The sequence below is a fragment of the Acidithiobacillus albertensis genome (genome assembly GCF_001931655.1).
In the GTDB taxonomy this organism is placed as follows: domain Bacteria; phylum Pseudomonadota; class Gammaproteobacteria; order Acidithiobacillales; family Acidithiobacillaceae; genus Acidithiobacillus; species Acidithiobacillus thiooxidans.
Window position 1 is genome coordinate 845076 of sequence record NZ_MOAD01000001.1, and the last position, 17751, is coordinate 862826.

Genomic DNA, 17751 nt, shown 5'->3' on the forward strand with positions numbered 1-17751 from the left:
GTCCAGATGATACAGACGGCGCACTTTGGCTATGGTTTCCATGCAAATCACTCCAGTTTCCTCCCGGCAAATCCGGCAGGATATCAGGTGGTCAATTTACACGCTGTTTTCCACCCAATTCTGGCAACTTTTGCACGCTGTTTAACAACCGGGTGCAACGATGAGAAAACCACGAGTGAATTTCTTGCTATTGGGGTGCCTCAAAGCGTTGACGGTCTGCCAGGCAATGAGCATGGCCATTACTGTAGTTTTGCCGGCACCGGTAGCTAACTTGAGCGCTAATCGCAGGAGCCCTGGGTTGGCATCCTGGCTGGCGTTGTTCAGCTGATCTAAAAAAAGCTGGGCGGCTTTACCCATTTGTGGTGCCACTTCGGTCAGCCAAATGGCGGTTTCAACCGCTTCGATCTGGCAGAAGAAGGGACGAATACTGCTGAAAGCATGGTGTCGCCAGTATTGCAGTAGCCTTGCTGTCTCTGGCGTCACGCGCCAATCTGATGAATGAGGTATGTTGCGCCATTTCTCTACCTCAGAACGTACTGCGTTTATGAGTGCCGTATTGTTATATAGCTGTTCTTCGGTCGATAGCCCTTGGCCTTGATCCAGCAGCAGATTCGCTTGTTTGCCTGCGCCTTTTTGCTTGCGTGGGCGGGGAATAGGGCTGATGAACTCGGTCGGCCATCTATAATTCGCTGGGTTGGTTGTCCTTGCTCATCCAACTCCCAGTGACGACGCGGATATGCATAAGGAGAATTGAGAATGGGTTTTTGAAAGAAAGCATTATCCATAATTATGATCTTGTCTGCAGCAGCCGAGCATTGTGGTATTTATAGCTTATAATGGCCTTGCTGGCGACCTGCAGCATCGAACGCCGCGTCTAGCATTACAGAACATGTTGATGCGAAAACGAAACTGATCTGTCCGCCAACAGTTCGATGGACACGACAATGCTGCAACCTGACATCTTCAATTATGTCTTTCATTCATGGTATGAAGTTTTGCACAGTAGGTTACCATCGTGGCAAAAGCCTGCGACTGGATTAGTGGTGCGTTCACCCCATTTCCACAAACTTGCATCCAGCCAGTATTATGGCAATTACAAAAACTTTCGGCAGAATGCACTAAAATAATGCGCAATGATTCCTTCTAGTGCAAAAATTGCACTATTATAGAGCATTTACTCGGTGCTCATCGCTTATTCACCTAAAAATTCAAAAAAAAACATAAATAAATATACTGCAGACTTTGGCACACTTTGTGCTTTACAATTTGCGAGAGGCGTTTAGATGTATGACGCTTAGAATGGCTAGGGTTCCGGTTGCATATTGCAATGACTGGTCCGAGAGCTGCTCGGCTTGACTAATTCAAGCTTCACGGAGGGATAAAAGCCCGGGAGGACGCCATGAGTGGTGCGCCTCCCTTTTTGCTTTCTGTGGAGATTGTCATGTTAGATATATTAGTTTTAAGCACTTCTAGGAGTAAATTTAAATCAGCAAATATGGTTGAAAACCATAGATTTTTAGTTTGCTCAATTATCACATCCTGCAACATCGCGTCGAATCAAATGAATCAAGGTTGGAGGTTGGTATGACTCAATGCATTCAGCCTGTTCCATCGGAACGTTTTCTTTGGGAAGAGACTATACCAGGAGGATGCCACTTGTCTGGTCATGTCAAACGGGGAACAGCTTTTCGTATTACTGACGTAAGTGGTAACGCCAACTTATCTGCTTTATTTTTTCGTTCAGATTTGATGTTGGAGCGATATAATATGCCTGATACATTAAAATCTCAGCATACAGCCATGCTTACCCTTGGGCATGCCCTGTATTCAGATATGGGGCGGGTAATGTGCTCCATAATATCAGATACCTGTGGTTGGCATGATACAATTGGTGGTTTATCAACCGATTCTAAAATATCCATGCAATATGATCAGGCCACATATCAGACGCACAGAAATGCTATGCATCGCAGTGCGGAAGACGGTTTTTTAATTGAAATGCAAAAATATGGATTGGGTAAAAAGGATCTCGTTCCTAACGTCAACTTTTTTAGCAAGGTTGCGGTATCTGAAAATGGTTCGTTGGAGTTCAGGACGAACCACAAAAGCCCGGGAAACTGGTTGGACTTACGTTTTGATATGGATGTTGTGGTCGTCTTTTCTTCTGCGCCACATCCATTAGACATTAAGAATGATTATACACCTGGTGATTTGATCATCACGGCATGGAAAAGCGGTTTCGCTGATGAAAATGATGTATCGCGAACCAAGTGTGTGGAAAACAGGCGTGGGTTTTATCGCACTGAACAGTTATATAGGTGATTGAAATGAATTTTTTTATACACAAAGAAAGTAAGCTTGAGACTGCTGAAGCCATTTATAGTAAAGAGATAGCATCCGGTGATGGTTGGTTGTATCCAATCATGAAAGATCAGACGCTTCGTATTGTTGACCTTTATGGAAATCAGGCAGTGGATACCTTGTTCTATGGTACAGAAGATGAAAATGAAAGGTACAGTGCCACAGAAACCATCGAGAGTGGAGGGCTGTATCTGACTTGTGGAAGCAAGTTAATGTCTAATATGGGTCGCGAAATGCTGACAATTACGGCTGATACTTGTGGCCGCCATGATACAATTGGAGGTGCCTGCTCGGCCGAAAGTAATGCGGTTCGATACGGGTTAGATAAACAGCCTATGCATTCTTGTCGAGATACATTTTTGAAATGCTTATGGCAATTCGACGGTCATTTAACCAAGAGAGATCTTACGGCAAACATCAATTTTTTTATGAACGTCCCCGTTACTGAGGATGGATCACTTGAGTTTGTCGATGGAGTATCAGCTCCTGGCAAGTATGTAGAAATGAGAGCAACCATGGATATTCTCTGTCTTATTTCGAATTGCCCACAATTAAATAATCCTTGTAACGATTATAATCCAACACCCATACAAGTTCTAATCTGGAATTAGGGGCTAGCATGTTTGATACAGTCTTGATTGCGAACCGAGGGGCCATAGCCTGTAGAATCATACGTACCCTTCGCAATTTAGGTGTACGATCTGTAGCTGTCTATTCGGAAGCGGATCGAGATAGTGCCCATGTTCGTTTGGCCGATGAAGCTATTTGTATTGGGGCGGCCCCAGCTGCACAGAGCTACCTGCAGATTGATCATGTACTAGATGCTGCTCGAAAATCAGGTGCACAGGCAATTCATCCAGGTTATGGTTTTTTGTCTGAGAATGCAGATTTCGCAGAGGCTTGTGAGTTATCAGGTATAGCTTTCATAGGACCGACTCCATCGCAGATGCGCGATTTTGGCTTGAAACACACGGCTCGCAAGCTGGCTAAAGAAAACAATATCCCTCTACTTCCAGGTTCCGCGCTTCTTAAAAATGCCCAACATGCGCTGGAGGAAACACGAAGGATTGGTTGCCCTGTGATGCTTAAAAGCACAGCGGGCGGAGGTGGAATCGGCATGCAGCTTGTCAGGTTTGAGGAAGATGTGCCTGCTACATTTGAGCGTGTAGACCGACTTGCCAGAGCTAGTTTTAAGGAGTCTGGGATCTATATTGAAAAATATGTGGAAGCTGCAAGACACGTGGAAGTGCAGGTTTTTGGTGATGGAAAGGGACATGTAGTTCATCTGGGCGAGCGTGATTGTTCTCTGCAACGTCGTAATCAGAAGGTTATCGAAGAAACACCTGCACCCAACCTAACAGATGAATTGCGTGCAGAGATTTGTGAAACGGCTCTTCAACTCATGCGAAATGTGCACTATCGCAGTGCGGGTACGGTGGAATTTATCGTTGATGCGCAAACAGGTAATTACTATTTTCTGGAGGTAAATACCCGCCTGCAAGTTGAACATGGTGTGACTGAGGAAGTCAGTGGAGTGGACCTGGTAGAATGGATGATTAGACTCGCTGCTGGCGAATCACCAGAATCAGGTTATGTACATCAACCCCAGGGACATAGTATCCAGGCAAGGCTTTACGCAGAAGATCCAGCAAAGAATTTCCAACCAGCCACGGGCATCATTACGGAAGTGCATTTTCCTGAAGATGCACGCATAGAAACCTGGGTCGAGCTAGGCACAGAAGTGACTGCCTATTACGATCCCATGATAGCTAAAATTATTGTTCATGGAGCTAACCGCGCAGATGCGTTAAATAAGCTGAGTAACGCCCTTTGCAATACCTCGTTATATGGTTTTGAGACCAATCTGCAGTATCTACGTACATTGTCAGCGGATTCTGTTGTATCAGCCGGCAGACAAACTACCCAATATTTATCATGTTTGAAATTTTCTGCGCACACAGTAGATGTTCTTGAACCCGGGGTGCAGACCATGTTGCAAGATTGGCCCGGTCGACTAGGATACTGGGATGTTGGCGTCCCTCCATCCGGTCCAATGGATGCCTTAGCTCATCGCCTGGCTAACCAATTACTTGAAAATCCATCGGACGCTGTGAGCATGGAAATTCTGCTTTCCGGTCCCGTGTTGCGTTTTAATGTAGATACCCAATTTGCTATTACCGGGGCAGAAATGGGAGCAACATTAGACGGAAAACCATGTTCAAATTGGACCACTCATGTGGTTCGCGCGGGTCAAGTTTTACGTTTAGGAGATGCCCTAGATGGTGGTTGCCGGGCATATCTTGCAGTCTCTGGTGGTTTTGATGTGCCACTATATCTGGGTAGCCGAGCGACCTTTACGCTTGGCCAGTTTGGTGGGCATGCTGGACGAGTTTTGCGTGCAGGGGATGTACTACATTTAGCAGATAGGCCGGCCAAAAATAATCAAAAGGTTCAAACAGTACCGATTAAAGCACGGCCATCTTATCCAACTAGCTGGGAAATTGGGGTGATTTATGGGCCACATGGAGCACCGGATTTCTTTACTGAAGCCGATATCGAGATGCTTTTCAAAACAGATTGGGTGGTTCACTATAATTCCAACCGTACTGGGATAAGGTTGATTGGACCAAAACCTGAGTGGGCGCGTGAAGATGGTGGAGAAGCTGGTTTGCATCCCTCAAACATTCATGACAATGCCTACGCTATAGGAAGCATCGATTTTACTGGGGATATGCCGATTATTCTCGGTCCAGATGGCCCAAGTCTTGGTGGTTTTGTTTGCCCGGGGGTGGTAATTAAAACAGATCTTTGGAAACTTGGACAGCTATGTCCAGGAAACAAAGTTCGGTTCATACCCATTGATAACAACGAAGCAGTACAGAGAGAAAAAGCGCAAGAAAAACTTATAGCAGAACTGGATAACACTTCCTTGGATTTACCCCTAAAGAAAAATTTTGGTAATAGCTCTCCTGTTATCGCTAAACTAGAGCAGCCAGCACATCCCGTAGGGGTAACATATCGGATTGCTGGAGACGCCAACCTTTTGGTTGAGTATGGGTCAATCAAGCTTGATCTGGAACTGAGGTTGCGGGCACATGCTTTGGTAGAGTGGATCCAGCAACAAAAACTTCAAGGAATCATAGATCTCACACCGGGAATACGTTCGTTACAGGTGCACTATGATAACAACAAAATCTCACTTAAGAACTTGCTTGATCTGCTCATGATTGCAGAAAGCAAACTACCTCCAGTAGAAGATATGATTGTGGAGTCAAGGATCCTTCACCTTCCATTAAGCTGGGATGACCCTGCTACACAACTTGCAATAGAAAAATACATGACAGGTGTGCGTAATAACGCACCATGGTGTCCATCAAATATAGAATTCATCCGCCGTATTAATGGGCTTGAATCCATAAAAGATGTTATGCAGATAGTCTTTGATGCAACGTACCTGGTACTTGGACTAGGTGATGTGTATCTTGGGGCACCGGTAGCGACACCATTAGATCCACGGCATAGATTAGTTACCACGAAATATAACCCAGCAAGAACCTGGACTCCAGAAAATGCAGTCGGTATAGGCGGAGCATATTTGTGTATATATGGATTGGAGGGACCGGGTGGTTACCAATTTGTAGGTCGTACATTGCAGATGTGGAATCGTTGGAAAAATACGAAATATTTTATTGATAATAAACCTTGGTTGCTAAGACCATTTGATCAAATTAGGTTTTTCCCTGTATCTCATAAAGACCTGAAAGAGATTAGAGAAGATTTTATAATTGGCCGTTATGACTTGGAAATAACAAAAAGTAATTTTAGCGCAAAAAACTACAAAATATATTTAAAAGAAAATCAAAATGAAATTATATCATTTCAAAAAAAACAAAGAAAGGCATTTGATGATGAGAAGAATCGATGGATTGAATCTGGGCAGGCTGAATGGGATAGTCAAATTATTGCAGACAACTCTATAGGAGATCAGGGGGGGGAATTAAAAAGCAATGAAACTCGTGTTAATAGCCCAGTATCAGGTAGTTTGTGGAAAATATTAGTAAAATTAAATCAACAGGTAAATGAAGGAGATGTGCTATGCATACTGGAGTCAATGAAAATGGAGATAAGTGTAATTGCTCTATCCTCAGGTAAAATAACCGGTATGTATTGTAAAGAAGGTGGAGATATAAATGTTGGACAAAGATTATTTGTAATTGAAAATTAAATTAGTCGTAATTGAGGGGTATGCGAAAATTAGGCTGTTTCTTTTTTCTTATTTGAGGTGATTAAAGTTGTACATTCTTACTTACATTTTTTAGAGGAAGATGCTATGAATATTGTAAAGAAATTGATATTTGGTATGGGTGCGGCTGCGACTCTTCAGTGTGCAATTGTTTCTAATGCCAGTGCTGAGATTACGTTAGGTCTCAGTAACTGGCCGGGCTGGGTAGCATGGTACGTAGCTGAGCATAATGGCTATCTTAAAAAGTATCATGCGGACTTTAAACTAATTTATTTTACGAGTTACGAAACATCAGTAGAAGCACTATCTGCAGGGAAAATTGATGCTAATTGTCAGGCATTAATAGATACTCTTGCTCCGGTTCAGAAAGGAGCACCCATCAAGGTTGTGTTGACAACAGATAATTCTCACGGTAACGATGCATTAATGGTGAACAATGATATTCACAACTTCGAACAATTAAAAGGAAAGACTATTGCTGTACGAATGGACTCAATCGAACAGTACTTGGATCAGTATGCTCTTGAGAAAAACAAGATACCGGTTTCTGATGTCAAGTTCGTAAATATGTCAACATCAGAAGCTGCAGTTGCTCTTATGTCAGGTCGGGTACCGGCTGCAGGAGTTTGGAATCCATGGATCCAGAGAATCGAAGCGCGTAAATCCGGTCATCCACTTTTTACGAGTGCGGATGCTCCTGGTGTTATACCCGATATAGTTGCTGCGCGAGAGTCCGTTATAAAAAAATATCCACAGCAGTTTGTGAATCTGGCTAAAGCATGGTTCGCAACCGTACAGTTCATCAAACAGCATCCCAATAAAGCCGCTGCCATTATGGCGCCTCATGTTGATTTAACACCTAAGGTCTATGCTGCAGCCTTGTCGGGTACTCGCCTCTTCGGTGAAAATCTCAACAAGATTGCTATGAATGCTGAGTATCAGTATAAAACGGAGTCCTTATATAAAAGCACCTTAGATACGAGCAAGTTTTTGATATCTGCAGGGGCAATTCGCGCAACCCCGCAGCCTAGTTCTTTTATAGATCCTGAATTTGTGAATAAAGCTTCTGCGCATTAACGATCGACTTATTGTAAGGGGAATAAAATGAGACTGCTTGAGATTAGAGCAAAAATTCCGAGAGGGATATATGTGATCGCGTCAATAGCAGGATTTATTATTCCTCTTGCTTTATGGCAATTAGTTACTTCCATGCATTTAGTAGGGCATTTATTCTTGCCATCTCCGAGTCGCGTTTTTGTTTCTTTTCTTCGCTGGACAAAATCTACGCTCTGGCTCGATACAGTCGTGAGTGTAAAGCAAGTTTTATATGGTTTTATTATTGCTGCTATTATCGGTGTGCCTACTGGTTTGTTCATTGGAACTTTTAAATTTATTGAAGCTTTATTGCAACCAATTAATGATTTTATTCGATATATGCCAGCTTCTGCTTTTATACCGTTGGTGCTTTTGTGGGTGGGCATAGGCACTTCGGCCAAAGTTTCAATAATATTAATAGGTGTTCTTTTCCAAATTATTGTTATGGTGGCTGATGTTGTAAGAAATGTCCCGCAAAAGTATGTCGAGGCTTTGTTGACAATGGGTGCGAAAAGGACTGAAGTTATTAAGTTTGCTCTTCTTGATGGTGCTGCTCCTGATATACTTAACATATTACGTGTTAATATGGGGTGGGCGTGGACTTATTTAGTTGTAGCAGAACTTATTGCTGCTAATAAGGGTTTAGGTTTTGCTATTATGCAAGCACAAAAATTTATGGATACTCCAAGGATTTTTGTTGGTATTATTGTTATTGGAACATTAGGTCTATTGTTTGATCTTGTATTTCGACTCATTCACAGGATAATTTTTTCATGGATGTACATATAATATGAAAGGGAAAGTTGTAATAACTGATTTAACAAAAGTTTTCCAAGCAGGTTCGGAGAATGAAAAGTTAGTTTTGGAAAAAATTAATCTTACAATCAATCCTGGAGAAAAACTCATGCTGGTTGGCGCATCAGGATGTGGTAAGTCGACTGCACTTAGGATGGTTGCAGGATTAGAGAAGAAAACTTCAGGCTCAATTACTTTGGATGGCCAGGAAATAACTTCTCCTTCACGAGATCTGGGCGTTGTTTTCCAGCAATCAACTCTTTTCCCATGGTTAACCGTCAAGCAAAACATATTCTTTTCTCGGTCGTTACGAGTAAATATGTTTCAATCTGACAAAGATATTTCGTCAGCTGTTTACCGGGGAAACGCGCTTATTGAGCTTATGGGCCTTGAGCAGTCAAAACATTTATATCCATCGCAGATTAGCGGAGGTATGCAACAACGTGCTAATATCGCGAGAGCTTTGGTTTCAAGCCCAAAGGTTTTATTATTAGATGAACCTTTCAGTGCCTTAGACTCACAAACTAGAGATGTAATGCATATCATCACTAGACACTTGTTTAATATTGAGAAAACAACAGTTATTTTTGTTACTCATGATGTTAATGAAGCGTTAAAGCTGGGTGACAGAATAATAGTTCTCTCAACTAACCCAGGTCGAATCGATAGTGAATTTGTAACTAAAAACCTGCCACGTAATTTTGATGGTATACCTATTCCAGATCATCCTGAGGTTATTCAGATGCAAAAGAATATTAAATCACGTATTACTCAAACTTCTAGCATTGTTGTTTCTGATGAGCTTTTGCAGAAGGTGGCTTCTAAATCCTTATACCCTGATGTTCTTTAGATCTTAATCTATCTTGATCTTGATCTTGATCTTGATATTTAGTTCATGAATTTTATGTTTATTAAAATAATTTTTTTCTCCTGACCTCATGCCGTACTGAGGATGCACCATAAGAGTGCGCAGTGCATATCGATGGTGCAAAGAATTCAATCCTTCTATTGTCGATTTTTATCTCCGTTGTGACTTTGATTTTTATTTAAAATAGAAAATATTCATAAATTCAATATGTTAATTGGTCTGAAATTATGCCTTTTACTTGAATTCCCCACAATCTACGCATCTGGCACAGTCATTGCTGATGAGCTCTTGTATACCAGACGGAGCACCAGATGCGAAACCTCAATCAATCCTGTATTACCCTCTCAGCATGGCGCGATCTTTTTCGCGCTAATTTTCAGTCAGGTGTCGAGCAGCTCAGGCAACATGTTGCGGGCCTGGATGCTTCTGAGTCCGTCTGGATCAGCTTGATTAGTCCAGAACTGCTTGAAACTGAACTGGCAAGGATTGCCACTTTGCCGGTTGATGCACCATTAAGGGGCGTCCCCTTTGCGGTCAAAGACAACATAGATGTCGCAGCCTGGCCGACCACTGCCGCCTGCCGCGAGTTTACTTATACGGCATCAGCAGATGCGGGCGTCATTGCGCGCTTGCGCGCCGCCGGTGCCATTGTTATCGGTAAAACCAATCTGGATCAGTTTGCGACGGGGTTGGTGGGCACCCGCTCGCCCTGGGGGCCAGTCGCCAATGCCTTTAATCCCGAGTATGTCTCCGGTGGCTCCAGCTCCGGTTCTGCGGTTGCTGTCGCCAAAGGCTATGTTGCTTTCGCCTTGGGGACGGATACGGCAGGGTCGGGGCGTGTCCCGGCGGGCTTTAATAATCTTATCGGGCTTAAGCCCACCCGAGGGCGGCTGAGTACCCGGGGTGTGGTACCGGCATGTGCTTCTCTGGATTGCGTCAGCATTCTTGCAATGACCATTGACGATGCCACAGCAGTTCTTCATACCGCCACGGGGTATGACGCCAATGATATCTGGTCTCGACCAACGCCTGCTTCTTCTGCAGTCTCCCCCCAGGTTTTTGGGATACCCGACCAAAGCGAGTGGCATGGAGATCAGCTTCAGGCCGATGCCTGGCAGGTTGCGCTGGAAAAAGCGCGTGCGGCTGGGCTGCAGCTGGTGCCACTGGATTTTAGTCCGCTGTATGAACTGGCATCTCTACTCTATTCAGGACCTTGGGTCGCGGAGCGCACGGTTGCGGTGGGCGACTTTATTGACCAGCATCCAGGCGTCGCCAATCCTGTTGTCGAGGGCATTATTCGAGGAGGGGCGCAATTTAGTGCTGTAGATACTTTCAAGGCCCAGTATCAACGCCAGGGACTGCTGTGCAAAATAGCGGCTATTTTTGCGCAAGTCGATGCACTGCTGGTTCCAACAACGCCGACTTTCCCGACGATTGCCGAGGTGGAAGCCGATCCCGTCGGGAAAAATGCGCAGCTGGGTCGCTATACCAATTTCGTGAATCTTGCAGATTTGTGTGCACTGGCGCTTCCGGCAGGATTCCGTGCGGATGGCTTACCTTTCGGCATCACCCTCATCGCTCCAGCTTTTCAGGATGAAGCATTGCTAGCTTTTGCCAGACAGTGGCAGGACCTCATGCCCTGGAAACTGGGTATCTCGGATATTCCCGGCCCCGTCAGTGAGCCGGTGGTGCCAGCAACAGCCCAGGACGGAGCCATTACTGTGGCCGTCGTGGGTGCCCACCTGCGCGGCCAACCGCTCAATCACCAATTACTCAGTCTGGGAGCCACTTTTCTGGAGAGCACCTATACCGCAGCCAATTATCGCCTGTTTGCCCTGAAAGACAGCGTTCCGCTCAAACCGGGACTGATGCGTTGCGATCAGGCTGTCAGAGAGGAGGGGATCGAAGTGGAGTTATGGTCCCTGAGCGACACGGGACTCGGGCAGTTCATGCGCGAAATACCGGCGCCTCTGGGAATCGGGACCATTACCCTTCGCGATGGACGCCACGTGAAGGGGTTCATCTGTGAAGGCATCGCCCATAACGATGCAAAAGACATCACTCATCTGGGTGGCTGGCGGGCTTATCTCCGTACTCTCCCTGCAAACAACAACGAGTCTGACCATGGCTGACCTGTTCCGAAAGGTGCTGATCGCCAACCGGGGCGAGATTGCCGTACGCATACAACGAACCCTGCGCAAACTGGGTATTGCCAGTGTCGCGGTGTATTCCGACGCCGACCGACACGCACGCCATGTGCTGGATGCGGATATCGCTGTGGGTCTGGGCGGTAATACGCCCGCAGAAAGCTATCTCCAGGCTGATCGCATTCTCAATATTGCGTTACGTACAGGTGCGGAAGCGATCATTCCCGGCTACGGATTCCTGAGTGAAAATGCGGCGTTTGCCGAAAGCTGTGAACAGGCGGGCATCGCTTTTGTGGGGCCGACACCGCAGCAGATTCGTCAGTTTGGCCTCAAGCATACCGCCCGCGAAATCGCCATCAAGGCGGGTGTGCCTCTGGCCCCCGGAACGGAATTGCTGCGCGATATCGAACAGGCCTGCGAAGAAGCAGAACGCATTACCTACCCGGTAATGCTGAAAAGTACCGCCGGAGGCGGGGGGATTGGCCTGACCCGTTGTGCGGATGAGGCGTCACTGCGCCAGGCTTTTGAATCTGTACAGCGACTGGGACAAAATTTCTTTGCCAATTCCGGGGTGTTTTTAGAGCGGTTTGTGTCGCAGGCACGCCACGTAGAAGTGCAGATTTTTGGCGATGGATTGGGCAAAGTGTTGGCCTTGGGAGATCGCGATTGTTCTTTGCAACGTCGCAATCAGAAAGTCATAGAAGAAACGCCTGCACCAAATTTGCCTGCTGCAACGCGGGCGGCCTTGTTTGCCGCAGCCGAGCGTTTAGGGCAAAGCGTCGCCTACCGCAGCGCGGGTACCGTGGAGTTTATGTACGAAGCGGAACGGGATGCGTTCTACTTTCTGGAGGTGAATACCCGCTTACAAGTGGAACATCCCATTACCGAAATGGTGACCGGGATAGACTTGATCGAATGGATGCTCCAGACGGCCGCAGGTGATCCGCCGGTATTGGCTCACCGTCCCAAGGCTCAGGGGGTAGCCATTGAAGCCCGCCTTTATGCGGAAGATCCACTCAAGGATTTTCAGCCGTCTCCCGGCACATTAACCGAAGTGGTTTTTCCGGAAGATATCCGTGTCGATAGCTATGTAGAAAGCGGTTCCGAAATTTCCAGTTTCTATGACCCGATGATTGCCAAAATCATTGTGCATGGTCAGGACCGGCAACAGGCCGTAGCCAAGTTGCAAAATGCCCTGACACAAACACGGATCGCCGGCATTGTCAGCAATCTGGATTATTTGCGGCAAATATCGCGGGCGCCCTTGTTGGTCGACGCGCAATTATCGACCACCGCGCTGAGCACCTTTACTTTTCATCCTCGGGTAGCGGAAATACTGGATGGCGGTACTTACAGTACCATTCAGGATATCCCCGGCCGGGTCGGGTACTGGCACATTGGGGTGCCGCCCTCCGGTCCCATGGATGATTATGCTTTCGCCTTGGCCAATCGTCTGTTAGGCAATCCCGCAGATGCCGCTGGCATGGAATGCACGCTGGTAGGGGCAAAAATCCGTTTTCATGCAGAGACGCAGATCGCGTTGACCGGTGCGGATCTGAACGTCATCCTGGACGGCCAGCCCATAAAATCCTGGCAGAGCATTGCCGTGCGCGCCGGACAAATTCTGGATATGGGGCGCATGACGGCGGGTTGTCGTGCTTACCTGGCGGTGACGGGTGGATTTGATGTGCCTGCTTATCTCGGCAGTCGGAGCACCTTTGCCTTGGGCCAGTTTGGTGGCCATGGTGGCAGACCTATCCGCAGTGGTGATCTGCTGCTCCTCGGCGCATCGTCAGCCACTACACCTCCGGCGGCTTCGATTCCGGCAGAATTGATCCCGAGCTTCACAGGTCACTGGACTATTGGGGTGTTGTATGGTCCGCATGGGGCACCGGATTTTTTTCAGCCGGAATTCATCCAGCAGTTTTTTGCAACTGACTGGGAAGTGCATTACAACTCCAATCGTCTCGGCATTCGCCTGATCGGACCGCGCCCAACATGGGCCCGATCAGACGGTGGGGAGGCTGGACTGCATCCTTCCAATATTCACGATACGGAATATGCGATTGGCGCCATCAATTTTACCGGTGATATGCCGGTAATTTTGGGGAAGGACGGGCCAAGTCTGGGCGGTTTCGTTTGTCCCGCCACCATTGCCAAGGCCGAGCTGTGGAAAGTGGGTCAACTCAAACCGGGTGATCGCATTCGTTTTGTTCCCCTGGATTTTGATGCGGCCCTGCGTCTGCAACAGCTTCAGGAAACTGCCATTCAGACCATGGCTTCGCCTGCGGGATTTCACCTGATAAACCCACCGGTTTGTGCTTCTGGTGAGGCGATACTGGGCCGCCATCAGGCACAGCCAGAATCTCCGACCGTCGTTTATCGCCAGGCCGGTGATCATTATGTGTTGCTTGAGTATGGCGATAACGTGCTGGATTTGCGTCTGCGCTTTCGGGTACATGCCTTGATGGAGGCGCTGAACGCGCGCAACGAACCCGGAATTGAGGAGCTTTCACCGGGTGTACGTTCGTTGCAAATCCGTTATGACAGTCAGGTCATCCCTCAGTCACAGTTGATTGCCGTTTTGCAGGAAACCGAAAATCGCCTGCCATCCATTCAGAGCATGCAGGTACCGGGCCGCATCGTGCATCTGCCGTTGGCTTTTGAAGATAGTGCGACCCTGGAGGCGGTCAGTCGTTATCGTCAATCCGTACGCGATACTGCACCCTGGTTGCCCAATAATGTGGAATTCATTCGCCGCATGAACGGGATGGATGCGGTGCAAGACGTGGTGGATACCATTTATGACGCCTCGTATCTGGTACTGGGTCTGGGGGACGTTTACCTCGGCGCACCCTGCGCTGTACCTATTGATCCACGCCACCGTTTGCGGACTTCCAAATATAATCCGGCACGCACCTTTACGGCGGAAGGTACGGTAGGAATAGGCGGCGTGTACATGTGCATTTATGGCATGGACTCTCCGGGTGGGTATCAACTGGTGGGCCGCACCTTGCCTATCTGGAATACCTATTTGCGCAACCCACAATTTGCCCAGGGCAAACCCTGGCTACTGCGGTTTTTTGATCAGGTGCGCTTCTATCCGGTGAGCGAAGACGAACTCATCCAGCATAGAGAGGCATTCCGTTATGGGACTTACCAGATAAACATTGAAGACACCGTTTTTGATTTGGGTACTTATGAGCAATTTCTGGCAGATAACGCGTCGGATATTGCCCAGTTTCAGTCCCGGCAGGATGAGGCGTTTGCGTCAGAAGTGACCCTGTGGTCCGAACAGGATCTGCAAATGGAAGAGGTGACTGGGGTCTCTCCAGACCAAACCCGGGAACTGGATGAATTTGAAACCTCTGTGCCGGCCGATATGACCAGTAGCGTTTGGAAATACCTGGTAGAACCGGGTAGTTCCGTCCAGGCCGGAGAACCACTGGTTATTCTGGAAGCCATGAAAATGGAGTTCACCATTCATGCCCCTTGTTCCGGTGTGGTCAGCGCACATTGTTGCAAAACCGGGGAGCTCGTGAGCTATGGCGTGCCATTGATCATTCTGGATACCCGGGAGCCTAACCCATGAATAAAAAAGCGCCCATACCGTTAGACATCGCTTCTAATCGCGCAGATGAAACGTATCTGCGATTAAAAGAAGAGCTTTTTAATTTTTATCTGTTACCCGGCGATTATTTTAGTGAAAACGAAATTGCCGCGCGGATGGCAGTAAGCCGCACACCGGTTCGTGAAGCCCTGTTCCGGCTGCAACGGGAAGGCTATGTGCGCGTTATGCCCAGAGTGGGCTGGCAAGTACGCCCGCTCGATTTTGATAAATTTGATCAACTGTATGAAATACGGATTCTTTTAGAAGAGTCTTCGCTGCAGCGCTTGGTACGCAAAGAAAATATTTCGAACATAAAAATGCTCATGAACACTTGGTGTTGTTTACCCGATGAACGAGAAATTGATGCCAAAGCCGTCTGGTTGCAGGATGAACAGTTTCATGCCGGCTTGGTCGAGGCCGGTGGCAACGCGGAGATGTCACGCATTCATCAGGACGTGATGGAGCGTTTGCGGATTATTCGCCGTCTGGATTTTACGAAAGCCCAGAGAGTAAACGCCACCTACGAAGAACATGCGGCTATCCTGGGGCAAATTCAGCGGGGCAGAATCGGTGAAGCGCAACGACTATTAAGATCACACATAGAAGCGAGCCGGTTGGAAGTGCATAAAATTACGTTGAGTATGCTGTATGAGGCCAGGCTGGAAAAAAACAGGGCGTATTGAACAGGTGTGTATTTAAAAATTAGTACCAATATTTTTTTCGTTTTAATTTATCGGTAAGGAGATTGCAGTTAGCTCTATATAGACAAATAAATATCAGTTTTAATCAGATTAAGGAGAGTAAAATGGCAACAACGGTAAGCAAAAGTCCCGAAACACGGGCAAAACGAATTTTTGGAGGGTTGGTCAACAATCCTGTTCTTGAAGATTATTCTCTGCGCTATGCACCATCCGGATTTCGTAAATGGTCGGAGTATGGTGTGGCGATGGCTGCCTTGGGTAGTATTGCCTATATGGCTGATCTCGCTATCGGCGGCTCTTTGGCCATTCAGTATGGATTCACCAATGCTCTATGGGGAATTTTAACCGCTGCACTGATTATTTTTCTCACGGGAATACCCATCGCTTATTATTCATCAAAATATAATGTGGATGTCGATCTGCTGACCAGAGGTGCCGGTTTTGGGTATCTGGGCTCCACTATCACTTCCGTTATTTATGCTTCATTTACGTTTATATTTTTTGCCCTTGAAGGTTCGGTGATGTCTCAGGCATTTACCCTCTTTTTAGGCATCCCCATAGCGCTCTCCTACATTATCTCCTCTCTGATCATTATCCCTTTGGTGTTGTTTGGAATGACGGCGCTCTCAGTGCTTCAGAAATGGACGAACCCTATTTGGATCGGGCTGTTTGTCTTACCGATCGCTGCCATTCTCATCAAGGACCCCCAAACCGTCGCTTCTTGGGTACAATTTGCGGGCAAATCTCCCAGTGGTGCAGGATTCAATCCCCTGCTGTGGGGGAGTGCTGCCGGAATCGCACTTTCATTGATTGCTCAGATTGGCGAGCAGGCTGATTATTTACGCTTTATGCCTAAGATCAATCCGGTAAAAAAATGGAAGTGGTGGTTTGCCGTCCTGGCTGCTGGTCCAGGTTGGGTGATTTTGGGGGCAACCAAGCAGCTCATGGGTTCCTTTCTTTCTTCGATTGCCGCAACCCATGGTACGCCACTGGCGAACGCCAATGAGCCCATTCATATGTACATTGCGGGTTTTGGCTATGCCTTCCCGGCAGTTGCGTTGATTCTGGCCGCTATCTTTATTTTCATGTCACAAATCAAAATTAATGTGACAAATGCCTATTCCGGATCACTTTCCTGGTCGAATTTCTTTTCGCGCCTGACGCACCGCCATCCTGGACGTGTCATTTATATCTTCCTGAACGTAGGCATTGCTCTTGCGCTGATGGAAGGCAATATGTTCTCGGTTTTGGGCACAATCCTTGGATTTTACTCTAATGTAGCTGTAGCCTGGATTGGTGCGATTGTGGCTGATCTGGTCATCAACAAACCACTGTTGAAGTTGAGTCCATCTTATATTGAATTCAAAAGAGCGCATCTCTACAACTTCAATCCGGTAGGCTTCGGAGCGATGGTGATTGCTTCCATTGTGTCTGTAGCTGCATTTTTTGGGGCATTTGGACCTTGGGGAGAGTCGTTCAGTGCCTTTATTGCACTTTTCCTCGCTTTTAGTCTTTCTCCTGTTATTGCGATTCTGACCAAAGGGAAATATTACATTGCCAGAGATCCACATTATCACGCCGGCACACACCACGATGTGCTTAACTGTACGATCTGTGGATTTGAGTATGAAAAAGAAGATATGGCCTGTTGCCCCGCCCATGATGGTCCTATCTGTTCTTTATGCTGTTCATTAGATAAGGAGTGTCATGATATGTGTAAAACAGTCGGAAGTATAAAGGATGTTCCGGTGAAGTGTGCCTGAGACGCTTACGGAGCAATACAGTGTATAAAACGCCTAACACTCTAGCATCGTCTTCATAAGTTTGTAATGAATGCGTCAGCTCGTGGTAGCTGACGCATAAATAGTGCTTCAATGCTAATGTGGACATGCTGGCTTTCTCTTGGTTGGGCCAATAATTCCAATCTCGCG

11 protein-coding genes and 1 riboswitch are annotated in these 17751 nt (G+C 46.8%); of the genes, 10 read left to right on the forward strand and 1 reads right to left on the reverse strand.

The window, feature by feature from the left end:
- Positions 1 to 141: 141 nt before the first annotated feature.
- A complete protein-coding gene (locus BLW97_RS19735; protein ID WP_207650551.1) occupies positions 142 to 483 on the reverse strand; it encodes a DEAD/DEAH box helicase family protein in 342 nt (113 codons plus the stop codon).
- An 809-nt stretch (positions 484 to 1292) separates the two neighbouring features.
- Positions 1293 to 1395, forward strand: a riboswitch (guanidine-I (ykkC/yxkD leader).
- A 189-nt stretch (positions 1396 to 1584) separates the two neighbouring features.
- On the opposite strand from BLW97_RS19735, the gene BLW97_RS04475 reads away from it, so the two are divergent.
- The 10 genes from BLW97_RS04475 (at position 1585) to BLW97_RS04520 (ending at position 17583) form a co-directional block, all read left to right on the forward strand.
- Positions 1585 to 2322: an urea amidolyase associated protein UAAP1 gene (locus BLW97_RS04475; RefSeq protein ID WP_075322463.1), complete on the forward strand. Its 738-nt coding sequence runs from the start codon at positions 1585 to 1587 to the stop codon at positions 2320 to 2322.
- Positions 2323 to 2327: 5 nt separating this feature from the next.
- Entirely contained in the window at positions 2328 to 2972 is a 645-nt protein-coding gene (locus BLW97_RS04480) for an urea amidolyase associated protein UAAP2 (RefSeq protein ID WP_075322464.1), read from the forward strand.
- An 8-nt stretch (positions 2973 to 2980) separates the two neighbouring features.
- On the forward strand, positions 2981 to 6586 hold the full coding sequence (uca, locus tag BLW97_RS04485; protein ID WP_075322465.1) for an urea carboxylase: 3606 nt from the start codon (positions 2981 to 2983) through the stop codon (positions 6584 to 6586).
- Positions 6587 to 6691: 105 nt separating this feature from the next.
- Positions 6692 to 7681, forward strand: coding sequence for an ABC transporter substrate-binding protein (locus tag BLW97_RS04490; protein WP_075322466.1), 990 nt, complete (start codon positions 6692 to 6694; stop codon positions 7679 to 7681).
- 27 nt (positions 7682 to 7708) lie between these two features.
- Positions 7709 to 8488 (forward strand): ABC transporter permease, encoded by a 780-nt coding sequence (locus tag BLW97_RS04495; RefSeq protein ID WP_075322467.1) that lies wholly within the window; start codon positions 7709 to 7711, stop codon positions 8486 to 8488.
- A 1-nt stretch (position 8489) separates the two neighbouring features.
- Complete coding sequence (locus tag BLW97_RS04500; RefSeq protein WP_075322468.1) at positions 8490 to 9344, forward strand: ABC transporter ATP-binding protein; 855 nt, start codon at positions 8490 to 8492, stop codon at positions 9342 to 9344.
- A 329-nt stretch (positions 9345 to 9673) separates the two neighbouring features.
- Positions 9674 to 11494, forward strand: coding sequence for an allophanate hydrolase (gene atzF, locus BLW97_RS04505; protein WP_075322469.1), 1821 nt, complete (start codon positions 9674 to 9676; stop codon positions 11492 to 11494).
- Entirely contained in the window at positions 11409 to 15101 is a 3693-nt protein-coding gene (gene uca / locus BLW97_RS04510) for an urea carboxylase (RefSeq protein ID WP_207650553.1), read from the forward strand. Before atzF ends, uca (BLW97_RS04510) begins: the two co-directional genes overlap by 86 nt.
- Positions 15098 to 15802 (forward strand): GntR family transcriptional regulator, encoded by a 705-nt coding sequence (locus tag BLW97_RS04515; protein ID WP_075322470.1) that lies wholly within the window; start codon positions 15098 to 15100, stop codon positions 15800 to 15802. The genes uca (BLW97_RS04510) and BLW97_RS04515 overlap by 4 nt, the downstream gene beginning before the upstream one ends.
- A gap of 122 nt (positions 15803 to 15924) precedes the next feature.
- Positions 15925 to 17583: a purine-cytosine permease family protein gene (locus BLW97_RS04520; RefSeq protein ID WP_075322471.1), complete on the forward strand. Its 1659-nt coding sequence runs from the start codon at positions 15925 to 15927 to the stop codon at positions 17581 to 17583.
- Positions 17584 to 17751 lie beyond the last annotated feature (168 nt).

Excerpts from the sequence above, each read along its gene's own strand:
- BLW97_RS04480 (WP_075322464.1), top strand. The coding sequence starts at position 2,328 with ATGAATTTTTTTATACACAAAGAAAGTAAGCTTGAGACTGCTGAAGCC.
- BLW97_RS04495 (WP_075322467.1), top strand. The coding sequence starts at position 7,709 with ATGAGACTGCTTGAGATTAGAGCAAAAATTCCGAGAGGGATATATGTG.
- BLW97_RS04515 (WP_075322470.1), top strand. The coding sequence starts at position 15,098 with ATGAATAAAAAAGCGCCCATACCGTTAGACATCGCTTCTAATCGCGCA.
- BLW97_RS04475 (WP_075322463.1), top strand. The coding sequence starts at position 1,585 with ATGACTCAATGCATTCAGCCTGTTCCATCGGAACGTTTTCTTTGGGAA.
- BLW97_RS04520 (WP_075322471.1), top strand. The coding sequence starts at position 15,925 with ATGGCAACAACGGTAAGCAAAAGTCCCGAAACACGGGCAAAACGAATT.
- BLW97_RS04490 (WP_075322466.1), top strand. The coding sequence starts at position 6,692 with ATGAATATTGTAAAGAAATTGATATTTGGTATGGGTGCGGCTGCGACT.
- BLW97_RS04500 (WP_075322468.1), top strand. The coding sequence starts at position 8,490 with ATGAAAGGGAAAGTTGTAATAACTGATTTAACAAAAGTTTTCCAAGCA.
- uca (WP_207650553.1), top strand. The coding sequence starts at position 11,409 with ATGCAAAAGACATCACTCATCTGGGTGGCTGGCGGGCTTATCTCCGTA.
- atzF (WP_075322469.1), top strand. The coding sequence starts at position 9,674 with ATGCGAAACCTCAATCAATCCTGTATTACCCTCTCAGCATGGCGCGAT.
- uca (WP_075322465.1), top strand. The coding sequence starts at position 2,981 with ATGTTTGATACAGTCTTGATTGCGAACCGAGGGGCCATAGCCTGTAGA.